18 protein-coding genes, 1 other RNA gene and 4 pseudogenes are annotated in these 20,967 nt (G+C 60.6%); 15 read left to right on the top strand and 8 right to left on the bottom strand.

Annotated features, from left to right (window positions below; translation table 11 throughout):
* Positions 1 to 46: 46 nt before the first annotated feature.
* The 3 genes and pseudogenes from ACFQAU_RS16030 (at position 47) to ACFQAU_RS16020 (ending at position 3,586) form a co-directional block, all read left to right on the top strand.
* Positions 47 to 1,276 (top strand): hypothetical protein, encoded by a 1,230-nt coding sequence (locus ACFQAU_RS16030; RefSeq protein ID WP_132443420.1) that lies wholly within the window; start codon positions 47 to 49, stop codon positions 1,274 to 1,276.
* A pseudogene (locus ACFQAU_RS16025) lies at positions 1,273 to 2,624 on the top strand (cytochrome P450). Before ACFQAU_RS16030 ends, ACFQAU_RS16025 begins: the two are co-directional and overlap by 4 nt.
* 68 nt (positions 2,625 to 2,692) lie before the next feature.
* Positions 2,693 to 3,586, top strand: coding sequence for a fructose bisphosphate aldolase (locus ACFQAU_RS16020; RefSeq protein ID WP_132443418.1), 894 nt, complete (start codon positions 2,693 to 2,695; stop codon positions 3,584 to 3,586).
* 49 nt (positions 3,587 to 3,635) lie between these two features.
* Here the strand turns inward: ACFQAU_RS16020 and ACFQAU_RS16015 are convergent, their stop codons facing one another.
* The 8 genes and pseudogenes from ACFQAU_RS16015 to ACFQAU_RS15980 all read right to left on the bottom strand — a co-directional run bounded on the left by ACFQAU_RS16015 (position 3,636) and on the right by ACFQAU_RS15980 (position 8,844).
* A complete protein-coding gene (locus ACFQAU_RS16015) occupies positions 3,636 to 3,863 on the bottom strand; it encodes an N-(5'-phosphoribosyl)anthranilate isomerase (RefSeq protein WP_132443417.1) in 228 nt (75 codons plus the stop codon).
* 9 nt (positions 3,864 to 3,872) lie between these two features.
* Positions 3,873 to 4,106: a ribbon-helix-helix domain-containing protein gene (locus ACFQAU_RS16010; protein WP_093926155.1), complete on the bottom strand. Its 234-nt coding sequence runs from the start codon at positions 4,104 to 4,106 to the stop codon at positions 3,873 to 3,875.
* Positions 4,103 to 4,279, bottom strand: coding sequence for a DUF4169 family protein (locus tag ACFQAU_RS16005; RefSeq protein WP_067936542.1), 177 nt, complete (start codon positions 4,277 to 4,279; stop codon positions 4,103 to 4,105). Before ACFQAU_RS16005 ends, ACFQAU_RS16010 begins: the two co-directional genes overlap by 4 nt.
* A complete protein-coding gene (gene fumC / locus ACFQAU_RS16000) occupies positions 4,276 to 5,667 on the bottom strand; it encodes a class II fumarate hydratase (RefSeq protein ID WP_067624687.1) in 1,392 nt (463 codons plus the stop codon). The genes ACFQAU_RS16005 and fumC overlap by 4 nt, the downstream gene beginning before the upstream one ends.
* 95 nt (positions 5,668 to 5,762) lie before the next feature.
* On the bottom strand, positions 5,763 to 6,242 hold the full coding sequence (locus tag ACFQAU_RS15995) for an SspB family protein (protein ID WP_067624690.1): 480 nt from the start codon (positions 6,240 to 6,242) through the stop codon (positions 5,763 to 5,765).
* 73 nt (positions 6,243 to 6,315) lie between these two features.
* Positions 6,316 to 7,560 (bottom strand): chromate efflux transporter, encoded by a 1,245-nt coding sequence (gene chrA / locus ACFQAU_RS15990; protein ID WP_132443416.1) that lies wholly within the window; start codon positions 7,558 to 7,560, stop codon positions 6,316 to 6,318.
* A gap of 119 nt (positions 7,561 to 7,679) precedes the next feature.
* Positions 7,680 to 8,027: a transfer-messenger RNA gene (ssrA, locus tag ACFQAU_RS15985) on the bottom strand.
* A gap of 71 nt (positions 8,028 to 8,098) precedes the next feature.
* Positions 8,099 to 8,844: pseudogene (locus ACFQAU_RS15980) on the bottom strand (FadR/GntR family transcriptional regulator).
* A 77-nt stretch (positions 8,845 to 8,921) separates the two neighbouring features.
* Between ACFQAU_RS15980 and ACFQAU_RS15975 the strand changes: the two are divergent.
* The 12 genes and pseudogenes from ACFQAU_RS15975 (at position 8,922) to ACFQAU_RS15920 (ending at position 20,964) form a co-directional block, all read left to right on the top strand.
* Positions 8,922 to 9,710, top strand: coding sequence for a DUF2182 domain-containing protein (locus ACFQAU_RS15975; RefSeq protein ID WP_132443414.1), 789 nt, complete (start codon positions 8,922 to 8,924; stop codon positions 9,708 to 9,710).
* A 1-nt stretch (position 9,711) separates the two neighbouring features.
* Complete coding sequence (locus tag ACFQAU_RS15970; protein ID WP_067624702.1) at positions 9,712 to 10,344, top strand: DUF1326 domain-containing protein; 633 nt, start codon at positions 9,712 to 9,714, stop codon at positions 10,342 to 10,344.
* A complete protein-coding gene (locus tag ACFQAU_RS15965) occupies positions 10,341 to 10,841 on the top strand; it encodes a DinB family protein (protein WP_240791523.1) in 501 nt (166 codons plus the stop codon). The genes ACFQAU_RS15970 and ACFQAU_RS15965 overlap by 4 nt, the downstream gene beginning before the upstream one ends.
* A complete protein-coding gene (locus ACFQAU_RS15960; protein WP_132443413.1) occupies positions 10,841 to 11,944 on the top strand; it encodes a dimethylsulfoniopropionate demethylase in 1,104 nt (367 codons plus the stop codon). The genes ACFQAU_RS15965 and ACFQAU_RS15960 overlap by 1 nt, the downstream gene beginning before the upstream one ends.
* Positions 11,945 to 11,980: 36 nt before the next feature.
* Positions 11,981 to 12,967: an acryloyl-CoA reductase gene (gene acuI, locus ACFQAU_RS15955; protein ID WP_120351055.1), complete on the top strand. Its 987-nt coding sequence runs from the start codon at positions 11,981 to 11,983 to the stop codon at positions 12,965 to 12,967.
* 67 nt (positions 12,968 to 13,034) lie between these two features.
* Positions 13,035 to 13,460: an HIT family protein gene (locus ACFQAU_RS15950; RefSeq protein WP_132443412.1), complete on the top strand. Its 426-nt coding sequence runs from the start codon at positions 13,035 to 13,037 to the stop codon at positions 13,458 to 13,460.
* A gap of 174 nt (positions 13,461 to 13,634) precedes the next feature.
* Entirely contained in the window at positions 13,635 to 15,272 is a 1,638-nt protein-coding gene (locus ACFQAU_RS15945) for a BCCT family transporter (RefSeq protein ID WP_206054257.1), read from the top strand.
* Between the two features lie 98 nt (positions 15,273 to 15,370).
* Positions 15,371 to 16,593: pseudogene (locus tag ACFQAU_RS15940) on the top strand (aminotransferase class V-fold PLP-dependent enzyme).
* A 61-nt stretch (positions 16,594 to 16,654) separates the two neighbouring features.
* Positions 16,655 to 18,074 (top strand): annotated as a pseudogene (locus tag ACFQAU_RS15935) (cryptochrome/photolyase family protein).
* A gap of 62 nt (positions 18,075 to 18,136) precedes the next feature.
* On the top strand, positions 18,137 to 19,348 hold the full coding sequence (locus tag ACFQAU_RS15930; RefSeq protein WP_120351059.1) for an SAM-dependent methyltransferase: 1,212 nt from the start codon (positions 18,137 to 18,139) through the stop codon (positions 19,346 to 19,348).
* A gap of 36 nt (positions 19,349 to 19,384) precedes the next feature.
* Positions 19,385 to 19,825, top strand: a complete 441-nt coding sequence (locus ACFQAU_RS15925) for a TrgA family protein (RefSeq protein ID WP_132443409.1) — start codon at positions 19,385 to 19,387, stop codon at positions 19,823 to 19,825.
* A gap of 5 nt (positions 19,826 to 19,830) precedes the next feature.
* Entirely contained in the window at positions 19,831 to 20,964 is a 1,134-nt protein-coding gene (locus tag ACFQAU_RS15920; RefSeq protein ID WP_132443408.1) for an NUDIX domain-containing protein, read from the top strand.
* The last annotated feature ends 3 nt before the right edge of the window (positions 20,965 to 20,967 follow it).

Here is a 20,967-nt window from a genome sequence, read left to right as displayed (position 1 = left end):
TCTTGCCCCGAATTGCGGCTAGACTATGCCGAAGAAGAGGGCGGGCATGGTGAGCACAGGGCAGGCAAAGACGGTGAAAACGCGGCGGGTGTTCTACATCCCCGGCTACGATCCGATTCACCCGCGCCGCTACCGTGAGCTTTACCGCAAGGAGGGCGCGGCGCAGGCCGCGATTTCGGGCTATGAGATTGCGCTGAAACCAAAAGCGGGCAAGGGCAATTACGGCTGGCGCGTTAACGCTGGGATCGACGGTCATCAGGTGACCTCGCAAGTCGAAGTGCTGGTCTGGTCCGACATCGTGCGCGAAAGCATGAGCAATTCGATCCCCGCGACCTACTGGCAGTTGCTGCGCACCGCATGGGTCTACATCGGCTCCGGCGCGCTTTGGCGGCTGATGCGCCTGCGCAAGGGGCCGGTTATTGCGGCGCTTTATCCGGTGGGGATGTTGATTGTGCAGGCGCTGCTGGCTGTGGCGCTTGGCCTGCTGACCTATCGCGCCCTTGGAATGGTGATGGACCATTGGGCGGCGCGGCTCGCCTTCGCGGCAGTGGGCACTGGGCTGGGCATCGCGCTGCTGCGCTGGTTTAAAAAGAAAGACGGCAAGTTTTTCGCCTATTACCTGATGCATGACTACGCCTATTCCGCCGCCACGCGGGGCGCGAACCCGCCGGAGTTGGAAGCCCGCATGGCGCAGTTTGGCAATGACATCGCCGCCGCCCTGACCGACGATGTCGACGAGGTACTGGTTGTCGGCCACTCATCCGGCGCGCATCTGGGCGTCTCGGTACTGGCCGATCTGATCCGCGCGGGCAGGGTGCCCGAGCGCGGGCCTGCCTTGGGTTTTCTCTCGCTCGGGCAGGTGGTGCCAATGGTGTCCTTCTTGCCCCGGGCCGAGCGTTTGCGAGGCGACCTGCGCTATCTCTCAACCCGCGAGGAACTGGCATGGGTCGACGTGACGGCCCCTGGCGATGGCTGCGCCTTTGCGCTTTGCGATCCGGTCTCGGTCTCCGGCGTGGCGCCTGAGGGGAAACGTTGGCCGCTGGTCTTTTCGGCTGCCTTCACCCAAACGCTTAGCCCCACCCGCTGGAAGGCGCTGCGCTGGCGGTTCTTTCGGCTGCATTTCCAGTATCTCTGCGCCTTCGACCGCCCGCGCGACTATGACTATTTCCAGATCACCGCCGGGCCACAGACCTTGGCCGCGCGCTATGACGGGCGGCCCGCGTCGAAATCCCGGATCGACCACGCGGTCAGCAAATACACCTCTGTCGCCGCATGACCCAACCGCCCAAGCCCCCGCGCGGCCCGACCGTGTGTCGCTCTGGCGCTATGCCAAACTGTTTCGCGCCGATATCCTCTCGGCCCAGCCCGCCCGGCTTTATCGCGCGTGGATGGCAGAATTCAAAACGCCGTTCTTCCGCAGCTATTTGATGAACCAGCCCGCACTGGTGAAGACCGTTTTGAAAGACCGCCCCGAGGATTTTCCGAAATCCGACCGGATCGGCGAGGGGCTGCGCCCGCTCTTGGGCAACTCTGTCTTTCTGACCAACGGCGAGACATGGAAACGCCAGCGCCGCATCATCGACCCCGCCTTTGAAGGCGGCCGGCTGCGCGAGACCTTTCCAGCGATGTGGGACGCAGCAGAGGCCGCTGCCACACGGCTGGGAGGCAAGGTGGGGCAGGTGGTCGAGATCGAAGCCGAGACCAGCCACGCCGCAGCCGATGTGATCTTTCGCACGCTATTTTCCCTGCCGATCGAACATGAGGTTGCCCGGGCGGTTTTTGATGAGTTTCGCAATTACCAGCGCAGCCAGCCGATCCTGAACCTTGGGGCACTTCTGCCGCTGCCGCGCTGGATGCCGCGCCTGTTTCGGCGCGACACGCGGGCCAGCGCCGCGCGGATCAGGGCGCTGATCACGGACCTGACCCAAGAGCGGATGGCGCAGATCAAAGCGGGCACCGCGCCCGACGACCTAGCCACCAAGATCATGACCCAAGCCGACCCCGAAACAGGTGAGACCTTCGACACCGAGGAGATGGTCGATCAGGTAGCGATCTTCTTCCTCGCGGGGCATGAAACCAGCGCCTCGGCTTTGGCTTGGGCGCTCTATCTCATGGCCACCCATCCCGAATGGCAGGAGCGGCTGGCGGAAGAGGCACAGGCGCTTGAGACCTGTGATTTCGCGGTGATGTCAAAGCTCAAACTTAGCCGGGATGTGTTTCGTGAGACGCTGCGGCTTTATCCACCCGTGCCGATGATGGTGCGCGAGAACCGCTGCCCCGAAGCGTTTCGTGACCGAAAGGTGAAACAGGGGGCGCAACTGGTGCTCAGCCCGTGGCATCTGCACCGGCATGAAAGGCTTTGGGACAATCCTGATGGTTTTGACCCAACCCGCTGGCAGACCGAAAACGGAAAGCAGTGCCAGCGCGACGCCTTCATCCCATTCTCTGCCGGGCCACGGGTCTGCACTGGCGCGGGTTTTGCCATGGTCGAAGGGCCCCTGATCCTGTCGCGTATCCTGCGAGACTTTCGCGTGACCGCCCAGCCTGATCGCGTGCCGGTGCCAGTCGCACATTTGACCGTCCGTTCAGATAAGGGCATTTGGTTAGCGCTATCAAGGCGCTAGCTTCTATCATCGGCTTTGCGTTTCAATTAGAAACGCAGCGAACGGAATCAAAATAGGACGTGGGTGACATGGGCTACGACAAGGCGCAACTTGAGCAAATGAACAGCGGCAAAGGCTTCATCGCGGCGCTCGATCAATCGGGCGGCTCCACCCCCAAGGCGCTGAGCCTCTATGGCGTGGAACCGTCGGATTACAACGGCGACGCAGAAATGTTCAAAGCCGTCCACGACATGCGGGCGCGGATCATTCTGGCCGACGATTTCACCTCCGAGAAAGTAATCGCCGCAATCCTTTTTGAGCGCACTATGGAAGACAGCATCAACGGCAAACCCGTCGCCCAGCTCCTGTGGGAAGACCGGGGCGTGGTGCCTTTTCTGAAAATCGACAAGGGGTTGGAGGAAACCAACAACGGCGTGCAGATGATGAAACCGATCATGGAGATCGACGACCTGCTGGCCCGCGCAGTGAAACATGGCATCTTTGGCACCAAGGAACGCTCGGTCATTCACGAGGCCAACGAGAACGGCATCGCCGCCGTGGTGGCGCAACAGTTCGAACTGGCCAAACAGGTTTGCGCTGCCGGTCTGGTGCCGATCATTGAGCCTGAGGTGAACATCAACTCCGACACGAAGGCAGAGGCCGAAGAGATCCTGCGCGGAGAGATTGAAAAGAACCTGAACGCGCTGCCCGAGGGCGAGATGGTGATGTTGAAACTGACGATTCCTGAAAAAGCTGGTCTATATGACGAACTGGCCGGCCACGCCAACGTGCTGCGCGTCGTTGCGCTATCGGGCGGCTACTCCACGGCGGAAGCCTGCGAACGGCTGGGCAAGAACCGCACCATGATCGCCAGCTTCTCGCGCGCTTTGACTGAAGGGCTGAACGTCAAGATGACAGATGCGGAGTTCAACGAGGCGCTTGGTCAGAACATCGAGAAGATTTACCAAGCGTCGATCTGCTAAATCGGAATTTTTTGAAAATTCCGGATCCGTTTTCTTTAAAAGAAAACGGCTAGGCAATCCGCCGGATGGGTTCTCTATTGCAAAATATGATGACCTGTCCGGCGTTCTCAACCGCTTGGAAACCACGACGTTTCAATTCGTCTTCAAATTCTTGGCGTCCGACAAACTTCTCAATAGCGCGCGCTTTACGTCGAATGACCTGTCCGCGAATGGCCGCCTTAGAGGCAAAAATATCATCCAGCCAAGCGGCGGGTGAGAGAGGGGATCCGAGGGCCATGGCCCGACGCTAATCTGCCTTTGGTAAACGTTCCTTTAACGCGCGCAACACGAACAACCGGATTGCCCCGGCAAGCCCGATGTCCAGCCCGCGCGCCGCGTCGATCTCAGTCACCAACGCATTGATCGGCAGCCCCCGCGCGGCAGCAATGGCCCGGAACTCATCCCAGAATTCATCTTCGAGAGAGATTGATGTCCGGTGACCCCGTAGGGTCACCGAATGTTTGCGGGGCCGCGCGCTCATGTCTCGCGCTTATGCGCTTCCAGATTGCGGGCGATCTGCTCGGCGCGGGCTTTCAGCGCGTCTTTCTGCGCTTTGGTCTGGCCAAAACCCACGGCGTTTTCGTTCGCGCGTGCTTTGCGAGACGAACGGTCCCGCTCTTTCTTCACCTTGTTAAGGTTGATGGGCGCACTCATTTTGGTCCGATCATATTTTCAGGCCGCACGACCCGTTCAAAGGTTTCGGCATCCACAAAGCCCAGTGCGATGGCCTCTTCTTTCAACGTGGTGCCGTTCTTATGCGCGGTCTTGGCGACCTTGGTGGCATTGTCATAGCCGATTTCGGGCGCCAGCGCGGTCACCAGCATCAGCGACTCGCGCATCAGCTTTTCGATGCGGTCCGCGTCGGCCTTGAGGTCGACCACCAGATTATCAGTGAAGGCCGAGGCGGCGTCCCCCAAAAGCTGCATGGATTGCAGAACGTTATAGGCCATCATGGGCTTGTAGACGTTCAGCTCAAAATGTCCCTGAGACCCGGCAAAGCCAACCGCCGCGTCGTTGCCCATCACATGAATGCAGACCTGCGTCAGCGCCTCGCACTGGGTCGGGTTGACCTTGCCCGGCATGATCGACGAGCCGGGTTCGTTCTCGGGCAGGATCAACTCGCCCAGACCACAACGCGGGCCGGACCCCAGCAGGCGGATGTCATTGGCGATTTTGAACAGGCTGGCGGAGACGGTTTTCAGCGCACCAGAAATCTCGACCATCGCGTCATGGGCGGCGAGCGCCTCGAACTTGTTCGGCGCGGTGACGAAGGGCAGGCCCGTGATCTCGGCCATATTATGCGCCACGGTTTCGGCCCAGCCCTTTTGGGTGTTCAGCCCGGTGCCAACGGCGGTGCCGCCTTGGGCCAGTTCATAGATGCGGCCAAGCGCGTCGCGCACGCGCGCGATGCTCATGGCGACCTGATGGGTGTAGCCTGAGAATTCTTGGCTCAGCGTCAGAGGCGTCGCATCCTGCGTGTGGGTGCGGCCGATCTTGATGATGCCGTCGAATTCCTCGACTTTCTTTTGCAGCGCGCCGTGCAGCTTCTCCAGCCCCGGCAGCAGCACGTCCCGCGCCGTCATCGCGGTGGCGATATGCATGGCGGTTGGGAAAGTGTCGTTTGACGACTGGCCCATGTTGCAGTGATCGTTGGGGTGCACTGGGTCTTTGGACCCGATGGTGCCGCCCATAAGCTCAATCGCGCGGTTGGCGATAACCTCGTTGGCGTTCATGTTCGACTGGGTGCCCGAGCCGGTCTGCCAGACAACCAGCGGGAAGTTGTCGTCGAACTTGCCCTCAAAAACTTCGCCAGCGGCCTGAACGATCGCCTTGCCGCGGTCCTCATCAAGCGAACCCTGTGCCACATTGGCCTGCGCGCAGGCCTTCTTGATCACGCCAAGCGCGCGCACGATGGCGATGGGCTGCTTTTCCCAGCCGATTGGGAAGTTGATGATCGAGCGCTGCGTCTGCGCGCCCCAATATTTATCGGAAGGAACTTCGAGCGGACCAAAGCTGTCGGTTTCGGTGCGGGTATCGGCCATTTTGTGGCTCCTGCTGTGACTTATCGTTGCCCAGCGGTGTACCTGCGCCTTACGGTCTGCGCAATGCAGGGATGGCGCTAACGGCCAATCCTGCGCTACTTCCGAAAGGAATCGAGCGAGACGATCTCGGCGTCCTTGGCGGGCTCTTCCGCGACTTCCAGCTCTTCCTCATCGGTTTGGTCAAGCGTGGCCTCATCGCGATCTTCGTCTTCTTCTTCGGTTTCTTGCTGTTCGAACCGCAGGCCGAACTCAACCGAAGGGTCCACAAAGGTGCGGATCGCGTCGTAGGGAATATAAAGCGGCTCGGGCGCATCGCCGAAGTTCAGCGTGATGGCAAATCCGTCTGCGCCAACATCAAGCCCATCGTACCAGTGCTGCATCACCACGGTCATCTCATCGGGATAACGGTCGGAGAGCCAATCGGCCAATTCCGCATCCGGGTGCGAGGTATCGAAGGTGATGAAAAAGTGGTGATTCCCCGGCAGCCCTTGGTCCGATACATCCTGCAAGACCCTGCGGATCAAACCCCGCATGGCTTCGTGCATCAGGTTGCCGTAATCAATGCTGCGGCTCATTCTTCTCTCCGGTCCGGGCGATGGGCAGGGGTCAGCATACCCCATTCACAGGCGAGTGAAAGGGGGCGCGGCGCTAAATCGCGCGAAGGAGCAGAGCAAGCACCGCGAGCAGGATCATCGTGACGACAAAACCACGCTTGAGCGCCAGCATCAGCACAGCGGCCAATAGGGTGAGCGCGGCGGCCAGCGGATTGAAGCTTGCCCAAACCGGCGCGGGCAGGGCGAGGGTGACCCCAGGGGCGACCCGATCAAACAGCACATGCAGCGCAAACCAGACCGAGAGATTGGCGATAACCCCCACCACTGCCGCCGTGATGGCCCGCAGCGCCCCCGCGATGCGCGGCTGTTCAGAAAGCGCCTCAAGATACGGGCCTGCAAGGAAAATCCACAAAAAGCATGGCGTGAAAGTCACCCAAAGCGCCAGCAGCCCGGCAGCGAGCGCGCCCGACGGGCCGCTTTGGGCAAAGCCTGCCAACATCCCGACAAATTGCGTAACGAGGATCAGCGGGCCGGGCGTCGTCTCGGCCAAGCCGAGTGCGTCAATCATTTGGTCCGTGTTAATCCAACCGAAATCCTGAACCACTGTCTGGGTCATATAGGCCAGCACGGCATAGGCACCGCCGAAGGTCACCACAGCGAGTTTGGAGAAGAACAGGCTGAGTTGCAGCAAAAAGTCCTCACCCAGCAGCGCCAACAGCACAAGCGGCGCGGCCCAAAGTCCGCCCCAGATCAGCAGGGTGCGCAGACTGCGCGCAGGTGGCAGATTTGCCGGCTCGGCCACCGCAGTGGGGCTTTTGGTCAACATCCCGATGGCACCGGCCAGCAGAATGATCAGTGGAAATGGCAAGCCCAGAACAAAAATGCCGATGAACGACCCAAAGGCCAGCGCCCAGCCAAGACGCCCATGCAACGCCTTTGAAGAAACCTTTAGAAGCGCTTGGAATACCACGATAATGACGGCGGCCTTGATGCCGAGAAAAGTCATCTGCACAAGGGGCAACTGCCCATACCACGCATATAGCAAAGCCAGCACAGCGATGAACGCCGCCCCCGGCACCACGAAAAGCAATCCGCCGAGCAGCCCGCCAGCCACACCGCGCAGACGCCAGCCTGCATAGGTCGCCAGTTGCATCGCCTCCGGTCCGGGCAAGAGCATACAGAACGACAGCGCCCGCAGGTAGGTCTGCTCGCTCAGCCACGGGCGGTCCTCAACCAGCTCACGGTGCATCACGGCGATCTGCGCTGCGGGGCCGCCGAATGACATCAGCCCGATGCGTCCGAAGACGCGAAACATTTCGGGCCAGCTGGGCGGGGTCATGTGAACTTCCTGCGCGATAGAAGCCACAGCGGCTTCGTTTCATAACGGATAGGGGCACGGAAGTGCAGGGTCAAGAACACCGCTCAAGCAATTGAAATCGCCGGGAGATGGAGGGGAAAAGTGCAGGTTTCTGTTGCCAGGTACCTGCGAACCCCGCCTTAAGCTGCAAAGCCTAAGGACTTAGATTTCAGTCGCTGAAACCGCTTACGCGGCCATCGCAACTGGAGCACGATTGTCATTTGCAATTGTACAGTTTGAACCGATAACGGTGGTATCTCACCGAAACAAAGCAACCCCTTTAGACGTTCGTCGATCCTATTTCGGCCCCATGATCCCCAAATGAAGGATGTTTGGTGGAGCCGCCGGGTACCGCCCCCGGGTCCGAACCGCTTATTACGAGCGCGTTTATGTCCATAGTCCCGAAGGACAAGATTAAAGTAGGGCCGTCATGGGTGAATTGCAAGGGGTGCGACGGCGGGAAATTATGACATTAAGGTTCACGCGCACCCCATTGATTTATAAGTGAAGTCGCAACTTCTCAGCCAGCCTTTCCTGCATTCCGGGCAGCACGCGCGGCGAAAACGCTCTGGGCAAGGTCTTGGGTCTCCGCTTCCAGCGCCGTCAAACCTACCGTTACCGCTTTGCCGTTCTGCGCTTCTGCGGCATTGGCGATCTCTTGGTGCAGGGCAATGATCCGCGCCCGATCTCTTGCAGTGAAGGTGATCATATTCATCAAAGGCTGCATGGCTTCGACCGCACCGGCAAGTTGATAGCTCAGCACCGGGTTGCCCGCGCCGTCAACCAGCGCCCGGTGGAAGGCGACATCGGACGCGCAGAACGCTTCATCGGTCAGCCCCGCCTGCGCCTGCCGGTGGATTTCAGCGCGCATCGTGGCAAGGTGATCCGCCGTGCGCCGCTCCGCCGAGAGGGGCGCGCATGCGCGCTCTAGGGCGAAGCGGGCTTCGCATGCCGTTTCGAAACTCACCGCGTTCATCGACAATAGCAACGTAGATGTGGTGATCTGCTGCGCGTAAGCATCTGGAAAGCTGAGGCGATTCACGAAAGCGCCCCCGTGGCCCCGCGCTGCGTGCGGATCAGCGATTGCGCGGCAAGGCGCTTCAACGCTTCGCGCACCGTGGGGCGAGAGACCTCGAACTGCTCGGCCAATTCCGCCTCAGATGGCAGGCGTTGGTCGACGATCAGACGCCCGCCGATGATGGCGTCGCGAATGGCCGTGGCGATTTGAGCCGATAGATCGGCGGGGCTGCTTGGATCGATTTTCATATGTCTTACAATTAGTGTTTGCGAGGAGTTTAATTGTCTGACATTAAATCTACAAGAGCACGCAGGGGAGGGCGGCGATGACGGGCATGGTACGGTCAACACTTTGGCTGGGGTTTTTCGCCCTGATTCTAGCGGCTTGGTGGATGATGTACAGCATGGCGATGCAGATGGATGTCGATCTGCTGGGTCGTCCGGGCACGATGGGTGAACGGATGCGGCAGATGGATCCGGGCATGGATATGTATATGCCCATGGCGCGCTTCTTTCCGCTTTTCACGATGTGGGGGGCGATGATGGCTGCGATGATGGTCCCGACCATGGTCCCGACGCTGCGCGCTTACGAAGACCTCATGACCTCGGCCAACGGCACCCGCGCGGGCTGGCTGGCGGTGCTTGCAGGCTACTTCGCGGTCTGGCTTGCCTTTGCGGCGGGGATCGCAGGGCTGCAATTGCTTCTCTTGCACGGCGGGGCCATCGACATGCTGGGCATCGCCAAATCGCGCTGGACTGCGGCGGCGCTGCTACTGGGCGTCGGCCTGTTCCAATTCACCCGCGCCAAGGAGCTCTGCCACGGCGTCTGCCACTCTCCGATGATGTATTTCATGGGCCATTGGCGCCCCGGTGTCGCAGGCGGTTTCCGCATGGGATTGGGCCTTGGCGCCTTTTGTGCGGGCTGCTGCTGGGGCTTTATGGTGCTCGGCTTTGCCGGTGGGGTGATGAACCTTGCTTGGATGGGGCTGGCGACGCTTTTCATGGTCATCGAAAAGCTACCGCAAATCGGACATTACGTAACAAAACCAATGGGTTTAACCCTGATCCTCGGCGCGTTCGTCGTGGCGGGTTGGCCCGTGTTCACAGGAGGATAATATGCCAAACAGAGAGATGACACCCGCGAATTGGGCCGTAAAAGGCGAGCTTTTCCTCAACTGCTCTTGCGACGTCTTCTGCCCCTGCGTGGTCAGCCTTGGCGCGCATTTGCCGACCGAAGGCCACTGCCATGCGTGGATGGGCATCGTGATCGACGAAGGCCATTTCGAAGGGGAGGATTTGGCAGGGCTGAACGTGGGCCTGTTGGTCGACATCCCTGGCCGTATGGGCGAGGGGAACTGGAAGGTCGCCGCCTATGTGGACGACCGCGCGAGCGAGGCGGCCTATGACGGGCTGTTGAAAATCTTCAGCGGCGCGGCGGGCGGCACAACGGGGCTGTTTACCATGCTGGTGAGTGAGATCATCGGCGCCGAACGTGCGCCGGTTGAGATTATTCGCGACGGCAACCGCCGTGTCATTAACATCGGCCGGAAGATCAACGGCGAGATCGAACTGCTCGCCGGGGCCGAACCGGGTGAGCCGGTGACGATCACCAACTCCAAATACTGGATGGGACCAAATATCGTGGCGGCGCGTGGGGTGAAATCTAAGGTCCGCGACTATGGGCGGGTTTGGGATTTCGGCGGCAAATCGGCTGAGGTCTGCGCGATCGATTGGCAGGGTGCTGCGTGATCACCCCCGGTTATGCTCAGGAAATAGCGCGCTATAACGCATGGCAAAACAAACAGTTGGCAAGCGTTATTGAGGTGATGGACGAGGATGCGTTAACGCAAGATCGCAAGGCGTTTTTCGGCTCGATCTTGGGCACCCTCAACCATCTTCTTTGGTGTGATCAAATCTGGTTGTCCCGTTTTGATCCCGCCTTGCCCAAGCCGGAGCGGCCGGACACCGAACTTTGCCCCACCGGTATGGCTTGGCGCACCACGCGGCGCGAGTGCGACGCGGCGATAAAGGATTGGGCCCATGGCCTTCGACAGGAGGCTTTGGATGCCGATTTCTCTTGGTATTCCGGCATCATGCAGCGCGAGGTTACCACTCCCTTGGCGCAAACCGTCGTGCATTTCTTTAACCACCAGACCCATCATCGGGGGCAGGTGCATGCCATGCTGACCAGCGCCGGGTACGATGCGCCAGTGACCGATCTTATCTTTATGCCGGAGGACGTGTGATGGCTGAACTCTCCCCCTCGCGCCGGATACGGCGCACGCCCTTTTCTGCCGGGGTAGAGGCGGCAGGCGTGAAGGCCTACACCGTCTATAACCGAATGCTGCTGCCCACCGTCTTTGAAAGCACCGAGGCCGATTACCATCACTTGAAGAAAGCCGTCCAAGTCTGGGACGTGGCTTGCGAAAGACAGGTTGAGCTGCGGGGGCCGGATGCGTCGCGGTTGATGCAAATGCTGACACCGCGCGATCTGCGTGAAGTGGCGCCGGGGCGCTGCGTCTATGTGCCGATCGTCGATGAGACGGGCGGTATGCTTAATGATCCGGTGGCGGTGAAACTGGCCGAGGATCGCTGGTGGATCTCCATCGCTGACAGTGATTTATTGTTCTGGGCCAAGGGGATATGCAACGGTTATCACTTAGATGTGCTGGTGGACGAGCCGGATGTGAACCTGCTGGCAGTGCAGGGGCCAAAGGCCGAAGACCTGATGGAACGCCTCTTTGGTGCGGCGGTGCGGGAGGTAAAGTTTTTCCGCTTCGGTGAATTCCACTTCCAAGGGCGCGCCATGAATATCGCGCGGTCTGGCTACTCCAAACAGGGCGGCTTTGAGATCTACGCAGAGGGCGCGGATATCGCCATGCCGCTGTGGGATGCTCTGTTCGAGGCGGGGCGCGATTTGGACGTGCGCGCGGGCTGCCCAAATCTAATAGAGCGGATCGAAGGCGGAATGTTGAGCTATGGCAATGACATGACCGACGATAACACCCCGCATGAATGCGGCCTTGGCAAGCTTTGCGACACCCATGCCGCGATGGGCTGTATCGGCAGAGATGCGCTGCTACGGGTGGCCAAGGAAGGCCCGGTGCAACAGATACGCCCCCTAGAGATTGCGGGCGATCCGGTGCCGCTTTGTGACCGAGCTTGGCCGCTGATGGCAGGTGACAAGCGCGTGGGGCAGGTGACCTCGACCATTTGGTCGCCTGATTTTGGGGTGAATGTCGCTATCGGAATGGTGCGGATGACCCATTGGGATCCGGGCACGCGGTTGCAGGTTCAGACACCCGAGGGCCTGCGGGATGTGACCGTGCGTGAGAGTTTCTGGGCCTGAGGCCCGGCAAATTGAAACCTGAAAAGGAGATGAAAGATGAGCTTTAATGCCTTGATCGTGAACAAAGATGACGATGGCAAGACCCATGCTGAGGTGACCCAGATCACCGAGGATCAACTGCCCGAAGCCGAGGTGACGGTCGCGGTGGAATATTCGACTGTGAACTACAAAGACGGGCTCTGCATTGGGCCCGGCGGTGGTCTGGTCCGCAACTATCCCCATGTGCCGGGGATCGACTTTGCCGGGACGGTCGAGACGTCGAGTGACGAGCGGTACAAACCTGGCGACAAGGTCGTGCTGACCGGCTGGCGCGTAGGCGAGGCGCATTGGGGTGGCTATGCGCAAAAGGCGCGGGTCAAGGCCGACTGGCTGGTGCCGCTGCCCAAGGGTTTGGATACGCGCAAAGCGATGGCCGTGGGCACGGCGGGCTTCACCGCGATGCTGGCGGTGATGGCGTTAGAAGACCACGGGATCAAGAAAGGGCCGGTGCTGGTCACGGGGGCCGCGGGTGGCGTGGGCTCGGTCGCGACCGCGATCCTTGCCAATCTCGGTTACGAGGTGGCAGCCGTCACCGGGCGACCCGAGACCGAGGACTACCTCAAAAGCCTCGGGGCCAGCCGGATTGTCGCGCGCGATGAGATTAATGAGACGGTCAAACGCCCGCTCGAGGGCGAGACATGGGGCGGCTGTGTTGACGCCGTGGGCGGCGCGATGCTGGCCCGTGTTTTGGGGCAGATGGAATATGGCGCGAGCGTCGCTGCAGTGGGCCTTGCGGGCGGCGCGGCACTGCCCGCCACGGTGATCCCCTTCTTGCTGCGCGGCGTTAACCTGTTGGGCATCGACAGCGTCATGCAGCCCTATGACAACCGTCTGCGCGCATGGGAGCGGGTGGCGAAAGACCTGCCGATGGAGAAGCTGGAGGCGATGGTTCAACCCGCGGGTCTCAGCGATTTGCCCCAACTCGGTGCGGACATCCTCAAAGGGCAGGTCAAGGGCCGGGTGGTTGTCGACGTAAACGCTTGATATTGCCTCGGCGCGGGGCGGTGTGGTTAATGGTCCACGCCGCCCCGACCGCCAGAAGGAGAGCATGATGGCCACCTATGACGACGACAATATCTTTGCCAAGATCCTGCGCAAAGAAATCCCCAGCTTCAAGGTCTATGAAGACGACAAGACCTATTGCTTTATGGACATCATGCCCCGCGCCGAAGGGCATTGCTTGGTGATCCCCAAGTCGCCTTGCCGCAATATGCTCGACGCCAGCCAAACGCAGTTGGCCGATTGTCTGGCGACGGTTCAAAAGGTCGGCAATGGCTGCCTGCGGGCCTTTGGTGCTGATGGCATCACGGTGCAGCAATTCAACGAAGCCGCGGGCGGGCAAGAGGTCTTTCACCTGCACTACCATATCTTGCCCCGCCATGAGGGCGACAAGCTGCGCCCGCCCGGCGTCCAAGGGGACATGGACCGGATTCGCGAACAGGCCGATGCGATTGCAGCGGCGCTCGGGACAGGGTAACCCCCCAAACTTACGTCGCAGCGGATAACGAAAAGGTCGTTTTAGCCAAGTTTCCAAGGGAGCTTGGCCGCAAGAGCTTGCCCAATGGTCGCAAGCCTCTATCCTTTGCGCACGGATGAGAAAAACAGAAGCCGCGTCCTGCGTGGTGATCTGTCATCAAAGAGGGAACAGATTATGAGCGATACAAATTCGCACGGCATCCCCGAGCCTGAGGGCAAGGCGGATGTCATCAATACCGATTATGAAATCGGTCAAGACAATATCGAGCGGCAGATCGGGCCGTTCGGGCTGGATATTCACAACCCGGTCTTTCTGATTTCGGGGATCGCTGTGGTGATCTTCGTCTTTTACACCATTGCATTGCCAGAGCAGGCCGCCGCGATCTTCTCGGCCATGTTTAACTTTACGACCAAGAACTTTGATTGGTTCCTGATCGGCGCTGCCGATTTGGTGGTGATCTTTGCGCTTTTGCTGATTGTCACGCCTTTCGGCAATGTCCGTCTTGGCGGTAATGAGGCGGTTGCGGATTATACCTATCTGGGCTGGTTCGCGATGCTTTTCGCCGCGGGCATGGGCATCGGGCTGATGTTCTACGGCGTGTCCGAGCCGCTGACGCATTTCTCGACCTCCATGGGCGAAATCACGACAGAGAACGGGTTGCGCACCGACTGGGCCCCTCTGGGCGCGGCAACAGGTGATGAGGCCGGTTCGCTCCGCCTTGGCATGGCGGCGACGATCTATCACTGGGGTCTGCACCCTTGGGCGATCTACGCGGTCGTTGCGCTGGCGCTGGCGTTGTTCACCTATAACAAAGGTCTGCCGCTGACGATCCGCTCGGCCTTTTACCCGGTTCTGGGCGAACGTGTTTGGGGCTGGCCCGGGCATATCATCGACATCATCGCGGTCTTTGCCACGCTCTTTGGTCTGGCCACCTCACTGGGGCTGGGCGCGACGCAGGCGAACGCGGGTTTGAACGAGCTGTTCGGGATCCCGATTGGCACCACCTCCGAGGTCGTTCTGATCTCGCTCATTACTGCCGTGGCGCTGATTTCGGTGCTGCGCGGCCTTGATGGCGGCGTGAAGGTGCTGAGTGAGATCAACATGGGGCTGGCCGCCTTGCTGGCGCTGTTCACCTTGATCGTTGGTCCGACAGTGTTCCTGCTGACCTTCTTCTGGGACTCGCTGGTGGCTTACATTGAGTATCTGCCCGCGCTGGCAAATCCCTTTGGCCGCGAAGACGTGAACTTCTCCCAAGGGTGGACGGCGTTCTACTGGGCGTGGTGGATCAGCTGGTCACCTTTCGTTGGCATGTTTATCGCCCGCGTCAGCCGGGGCCGTACCGTGCGCGAATTCATCGTTTGCGTTCTGTTGATCCCGTCGCTCGTCTGTGTGCTGTGGATGTCGATCTTTGGCGGCACCGCGATCCATCAGGTGCTGAACGACGGCTACACCGCAGCCCAAGATGCGGGCCTGCCGCTGCAGCTGTTCAAGATGCTGGACGCGCTTCCGCTGGCCTCGATCACCTCTTTCATCGGCATCGTGCTGGTGGTGGTGTTCTTCGTCACCTCGTCGGACTCCGGCTCGCTGGTCATCGACACGATCACCGCAGGCGGCAAGGTCGACGCGCCGGTGCCGCAGCGGGTGTTCTGGTGCATCTTTGAAGGTGCCGTGGCCATCGCTCTGCTGATCGGCGGCGGGTTGGCGGCGCTGCAATCCATGGTGATCTCTACCGGGTTGTTGTTCACGCTGCTGCTGCTGTTCATGTGCTTCTGCATTTTCCGCGGCCTGCAGGACGAGCGCAAAATTCGCTAGGCCCCACAGGCAGTGCGACACCAACAACGGCGGCTCCTTGGGGCCGCCGTTTTCTTTGGGCGCTTGACCTTGGCCGCGCAGCGGTGGACCTTCGCGCCATGCATATTGATTCCGACTGGGTCCGCGCCCAATTCCCCGCCTTTGCCGAGCCGAGCCTTCAGGGGCAGGCCTTTTTCGAGAACGCCGGTGGGTCTTACACCTGCCGCCAAGTGATCGACCGGTTGCATCGCTTTTACACCCAGCGAAAGGTGCAGCCCTACGCCCCCTACGAGGCGAGCCGCCTTGGCGGAGAAGAGATGGACGAGGCCCGCACCCGCATGGCCGCGATCCTCGGCGTGACACCGGAAGAGCTGAGCTTTGGCCCCTCGACCACGCAAAACACCTATGTGCTGGCACAGGCCTTCGGCCAGATGATGCAGCCCGGTGAGGCGATCGTCGTGACCAACCAAGACCATGAGGCCAACACCGGCCCATGGCGGCGGCTGGCCGAGCGGGGGATCGAAATCCGTGAATGGCAGATCGATCCAGAGACGGGGCATCTGGATCCGGCCAAGCTTGAAGAACTCTTGGACGAGAAGGTCAGGCTGGTCTGCTTTCCCCATTGCTCCAACGTGGTGGGGGAAATCAACCCTGTGACCGAGATCACGGCGCTGGCCCATGCCGCTGGTGCCTTCGTCTGCGTTGACGGTGTGTCTTATGCACCCCACGGCTTTGCCGATGTCGGGGGCTGGGGCCGGATATCTACCTCTTCTCCGCCTACAAGACCTTTGGGCCACATCAGGGCGTCATGGTTATCCGCCGGGCGCTGGCGGAACTGCTGCCGAACCAAGCGCATCACTTCAACGGCGATGTACTTTATAAGCGGTTCACCCCGGCGGGCCCGGATCATGCACAGATCGCGGCCAGCGCAGGCATGGCGGATTATATCGACGCTTTCCACGCCCACCACATCGGCGGCAGCGCCGATGCGACGGCGCGCGGTGTCGCCGTGCATGATGCGATGCGGGCCCATGAGACGGCTTTGCTGCAACCGCTGCTGGACGCCATGGCGGCGCGGAATTCCGTACGGCTGATCGGCCCGAGCGATGCGGAAAAACGTGCGCCGACCGTGGCACTGGCGCTTGACCGGCCCGGTTTTGACGTGGCGCAGGCGCTGGCCGCGCGGGACATCATGGCGGGCGGCGGGACCTTCTACGCGGGCCGTGCGCTTGGCGCGATGGGGGTGGATGACAGCACGGGCGTGCTGCGGCTAAGCTTCACCCATTACACCACCAAGGACGAGATGGATAAACTGCTGAACGCACTGGATGATCTGCTCTGAGCCTTGACCCCGGCGCGGGGGCGCTATGTTTCGGGGTCAGGCCAGGAGCAAGACCCCGAACGTGAACGAAAATTCCCCGATCATCATGTGGTTCCGCCGCGATCTGCGGCTGAGCGATCATTCTGCATTGGCGGCGGCCTGCAAGACGGGCCGCCCGGTGATCCCGCTTTTCATTCATGACGACCAGTCAGAGGCTCTGGGGGCCGCACCGAAGTTTCGGCTGGGGCTGGCGCTGGCCTGTCTGGGGGAGACGCTTGCAGAAAAGGGCAGCCGTCTGACCCTGCGGCGGGGGATGCGCTGGACATTCTGCGCGATGTGATCAAGCAGACCGGGGCAGGGGCGGTGTATTGGAGCCGCCTCTATGATCCCGCCGCGATCGACCGCGACACCAAGGTCAAAGATGCGCTGAAAGAGGGGGCATTGAGGCCAGCAGCTTTGCCGGACACCTGATGTTCGAGCCTTGGACGGTCGAGACCAAGACCGGCGGTTTTTACAAGGTCTTCACCCCCTATTGGAAATCCGTCCGTGGCCGCGATGTGGCGGCACCCGTGGCGACCCCGAGCGAAATTGCAGCACCCCAAAATTGGCCCGAGAGTGACGCCTTGGACGATTGGCAGATGGATGCCGAGATGCAGCGCGGGCGTGATATCGTGCGCCCCTATTTCCGTTTGGGCGAGGCCGCAGCGCAGGCGCGACTGGGGTCCTTCATCGCGCATATCATTGAAGGCTATGATGAAAGCCGCGACATGCCGGGCAAAGACGGCACCTCTGCACTGTCCGAAAACCTCTCTTTGGGCGAAATCAGCCCGGCGCAATGCTGGCATGCCGGTCAGCGTGCGATGCAAGAAGGCAAGCGGGGGGCAGAGACCTTTCTGAAAGAACTCGCTTGGCGCGAGTTTGCTTATCATCTGATGTACCACACGCCGCGCATCCTTGACCAAAACTGGCGCGAGGAATGGCAGGCTTTCCCGTGGAACGAGGATGAGCGCCGCGCCGAGGTCTTGGCGTGGAAACAGGGGCGCACCGGCGTGCCCTTTGTCGATGCCGCCATGCGCGAATTGCAGGTCACCGGGCGAATGCACAACCGGGGCCGCATGATCGTGGCGAGCTATCTGACCAAACACCTCATGTGTCACTGGCGCATCGGCCAAAAGTGGTTCGAAGAGCACCTGATCGATTGGGATCCGGCTAATAACGCGATGGGCTGGCAGTGGGCCGCAGGCTCTGGCCCCGATGCAACGCCGTTCTTTCGCATCTTCAATCCTGAGACCCAGCTTGATCGGTTCGACAAGGGCCGAGACTATACCCGCCGCTGGATCGCCGAGGGCCGCGCGAAGCCAAGCAAGGATGCGCTGGCCTATTTCGACGCAGTCCCGCGCCGCTGGGGCCTCAGCCCGGATGACGACTATCCCGACCCGATCGTCGATCTTTCGGAAGGGCGCGAACGGGCGCTTGATGCCTACCGCAATCGTGAATTTTAAATTTTTGCGAAACAGCAGCCTGCGGTTACAGTAGGCGCCAAGAACAAGAACGGAACCGAGGTATGAAGCTGACGACAACAGAGGGGCAGAAGGGTCTGCCGCGCTATTTCCCGCAGGTCTTTGCCATGGCGCAGGCGATGCAGCATGGGCGGGTGGATTTCGTCTTGCCCGATGGCCGCGCGTTCCGGGCCGAAGGGGCCAAACCCGGCCCGGTGGCCGAGGTGCACATCCACAACGATGACCTCTTTGCCCGCCTGATCCGCGAGGGCGATTTGGGTTTCTGCGACGCATATCTGGATGAATGGTGGTCCACCCCAGACCTCCAAGCTTTCATGGATTTGGTGCATGCGGGGAACGAGACGGTTTACGACGGCTTTCCGGGCCAAGGGTTGCTGCGCCAGTTCGAAAAGTTCCGCTTTTGGCTGCAACGCAACAACCGCAAGCAGGCCAAACGCAACATCAGCAAGCACTATGATCTTGGCAATGAGTTCTACGGGCTCTGGCTGGATGAGACGATGACCTATTCCTCGGCCATGTTCGAGGACGGCGCGCAGATGTCGCTAGAGGCCGCGCAGACCGCCAAATACAAATCCATGGTCGATCAGATGGGGGTTCAACCGGGCGATCACGTGTTGGAAATCGGCTGCGGCTGGGGCGGTTTCGCTGAATATGCCGCTGCCGAACGGGGCTTGCACGTCACCGCGCTGACGATCAGTGCCGAGCAATATAAATACGCCGTGGACCGGATCAAAAAAGCCGGGCTGTCAGACCGAGTGACCTTTAAATTGCAGGACTACCGCGATGAACGCGGGCTCTATGACGGGATCGCCAGTATCGAGATGTTCGAGGCGGTAGGCGAGCAATATTGGCCGATCTATTTCGAGACCGTCCGCCAGAGGCTGAAGCCCGGACGCGCAGCCACGCTACAGATCATCACCGTCGATCACGCCCGCTGGGATGTTTACAAACGCGGCGTGGATTTCATTCAGAAATACATCTTTCCGGGTGGCATGTTGCCCAGCCCAAAGGTGCTGCGCGAGCAGGTGGAACGCGCCGGTCTGGTGGTCGACCGCTCGGTCGAGTTCGGCAAGAGCTATGACATCACGCTGCGCCGCTGGCATGAGACCTTTAACGCAAAATGGGATCAGATCACCGCGCTTGGCTTTGACGAACGCTTTCGCCGGATGTGGAATTTTTACCTCACTTCCTGTGCCGCGACATTTGACAGTGGCAATTGCGACGTGACGCAGATTACGGTACGGCGACCTGTGTGACCGCCCCTGCGGTCCATCCCCGCAAGGAGCCGGAAAATGCCGACTGGTGCACGACTTATGGCAGCGATCTCACTCGCGGTGCTGGCCTTTGTCCTGTCGGGCATGGTGGTGCCCCTGATGCCGGAAAGCACGGATTTCGGGTATTTCCTCCCGCTGAACATCCTTCTTGGCCTTGTGGTGGGCTGGCGGGTGATGGGCAAGCGCGCCGGGCGCGGCATAGTGGCCGCGATCAATAACGGGTTGGCCGGGGTCTTTGTGCTGATGCTCTGGGCGATTTTTTTGCAGGCGGCGAATGAGATGGTCCGTCTGGCCCTGCGCAACCGCTATGACGATCCTTTCGAAGCCATCGTTGCCGTGTTTCAGATCGGCGCGGAGTTCGGGGTGATGATTGCCACACTTCCCATCGGTGTGGCGCTCGTTGTCGGGGCTGTGATCGCAGGTCTTTTGACCGAATTTGCTTATAACCGTTGGTCCTGATCCCCATGCGACATCTTTTTATTTACGGCACCCTGCGGCATTTGCCGCTTTTGGAAATTGTGCTTGGCCGTTCCGCCGGAGCGATTGACCTGCGGCCTGCGACCTTGCCGGGCTACCGCGTCTCAGCCGCCGCCGAGGGGCCGTTTCCCACGATTGAGACATGCGAGGCCGCGCAGGCCGAAGGGCTGCTGGTTCAAGGGCTGAGTGCGGATGATTTTGCCCGGCTCGATTTCTATGAAGGCGCCTTTGACTATGATCTGGTGCCGGTGACGCTGGCAGACGGGCAGGCGGCAGAGGTCTATCTGCCGCAACCGGGGCGCTGGACGGCGCAGGGGCCGTGGTCGCTCGCACAGTGGGAGGCCGATTGGGCTGCGCTGTCGTGCCACGCGGCGCGCGAGGTGATGAGCTATATGGGCAAACGCCCCCGCGCCGAGGTCGACGCGATGTTCCCGATGATCCGCCGCCGCGCCCATCAACAGGTGCTGGCTGAAACGAGCGCGCATGATCCGCTGGCCCTCGACGGAAAGATTGAGATTACCGGCCGAGATCGCGTTTACGCAAAGTTCTTTGCCCTTGATGAAATTTCCCTCCGCCATGAGACCTTCGACGGTGCCATGTCCGAGGAGATCGACCGCGCGGTCTTTGTCAGCGCGGATGCGGCGTTGGTGCTGCCTTATGACCCCGCACGCGACCGCGTGCTGCTGGTTGAGCAGATCCGCATGGGCCCTTTGGCGCGGGGCGATCACACCTGCTGGCAGTTAGAGCCCATCGCGGGCCATATTGATCCCGGTGAGACACCGCAGGCCGCCGCACGGCGCGAGGCGCTCGAAGAGGCGGGGATCACATTAGGTGCCTTGGAACCCGTAGGAAACGTTTATGCCTCTCCCGGCAATGCGACGGAATTCTTTCACATTTTCGTGGGATTGGCGGATTTGCCGGATCATATCATCGGCACGGGCGGTTTGGCCTCAGAGGGCGAGGATATACGGTCGCATTTGATGTCCTTTGACGATCTGATGGCCTTGGCCGATGCGCAGGCGCTTGCCAATGCGCCATTGGTGGCAAGCGCCTATTGGCTGGCCCGCCACCGCGAACGCTTGAGGTCCGCGAGCGCGACAGCTAAACCGGACGGAACATGAACT

The organism is Sulfitobacter profundi, from assembly GCF_042661425.1.
In the GTDB taxonomy this organism is placed as follows: Bacteria; Pseudomonadota; Alphaproteobacteria; order Rhodobacterales; family Rhodobacteraceae; genus Sulfitobacter; species Sulfitobacter profundi.
Note: the sequence above shows the minus strand (reverse complement) of the source record. Positions and strands in the feature narration are given on the sequence as shown.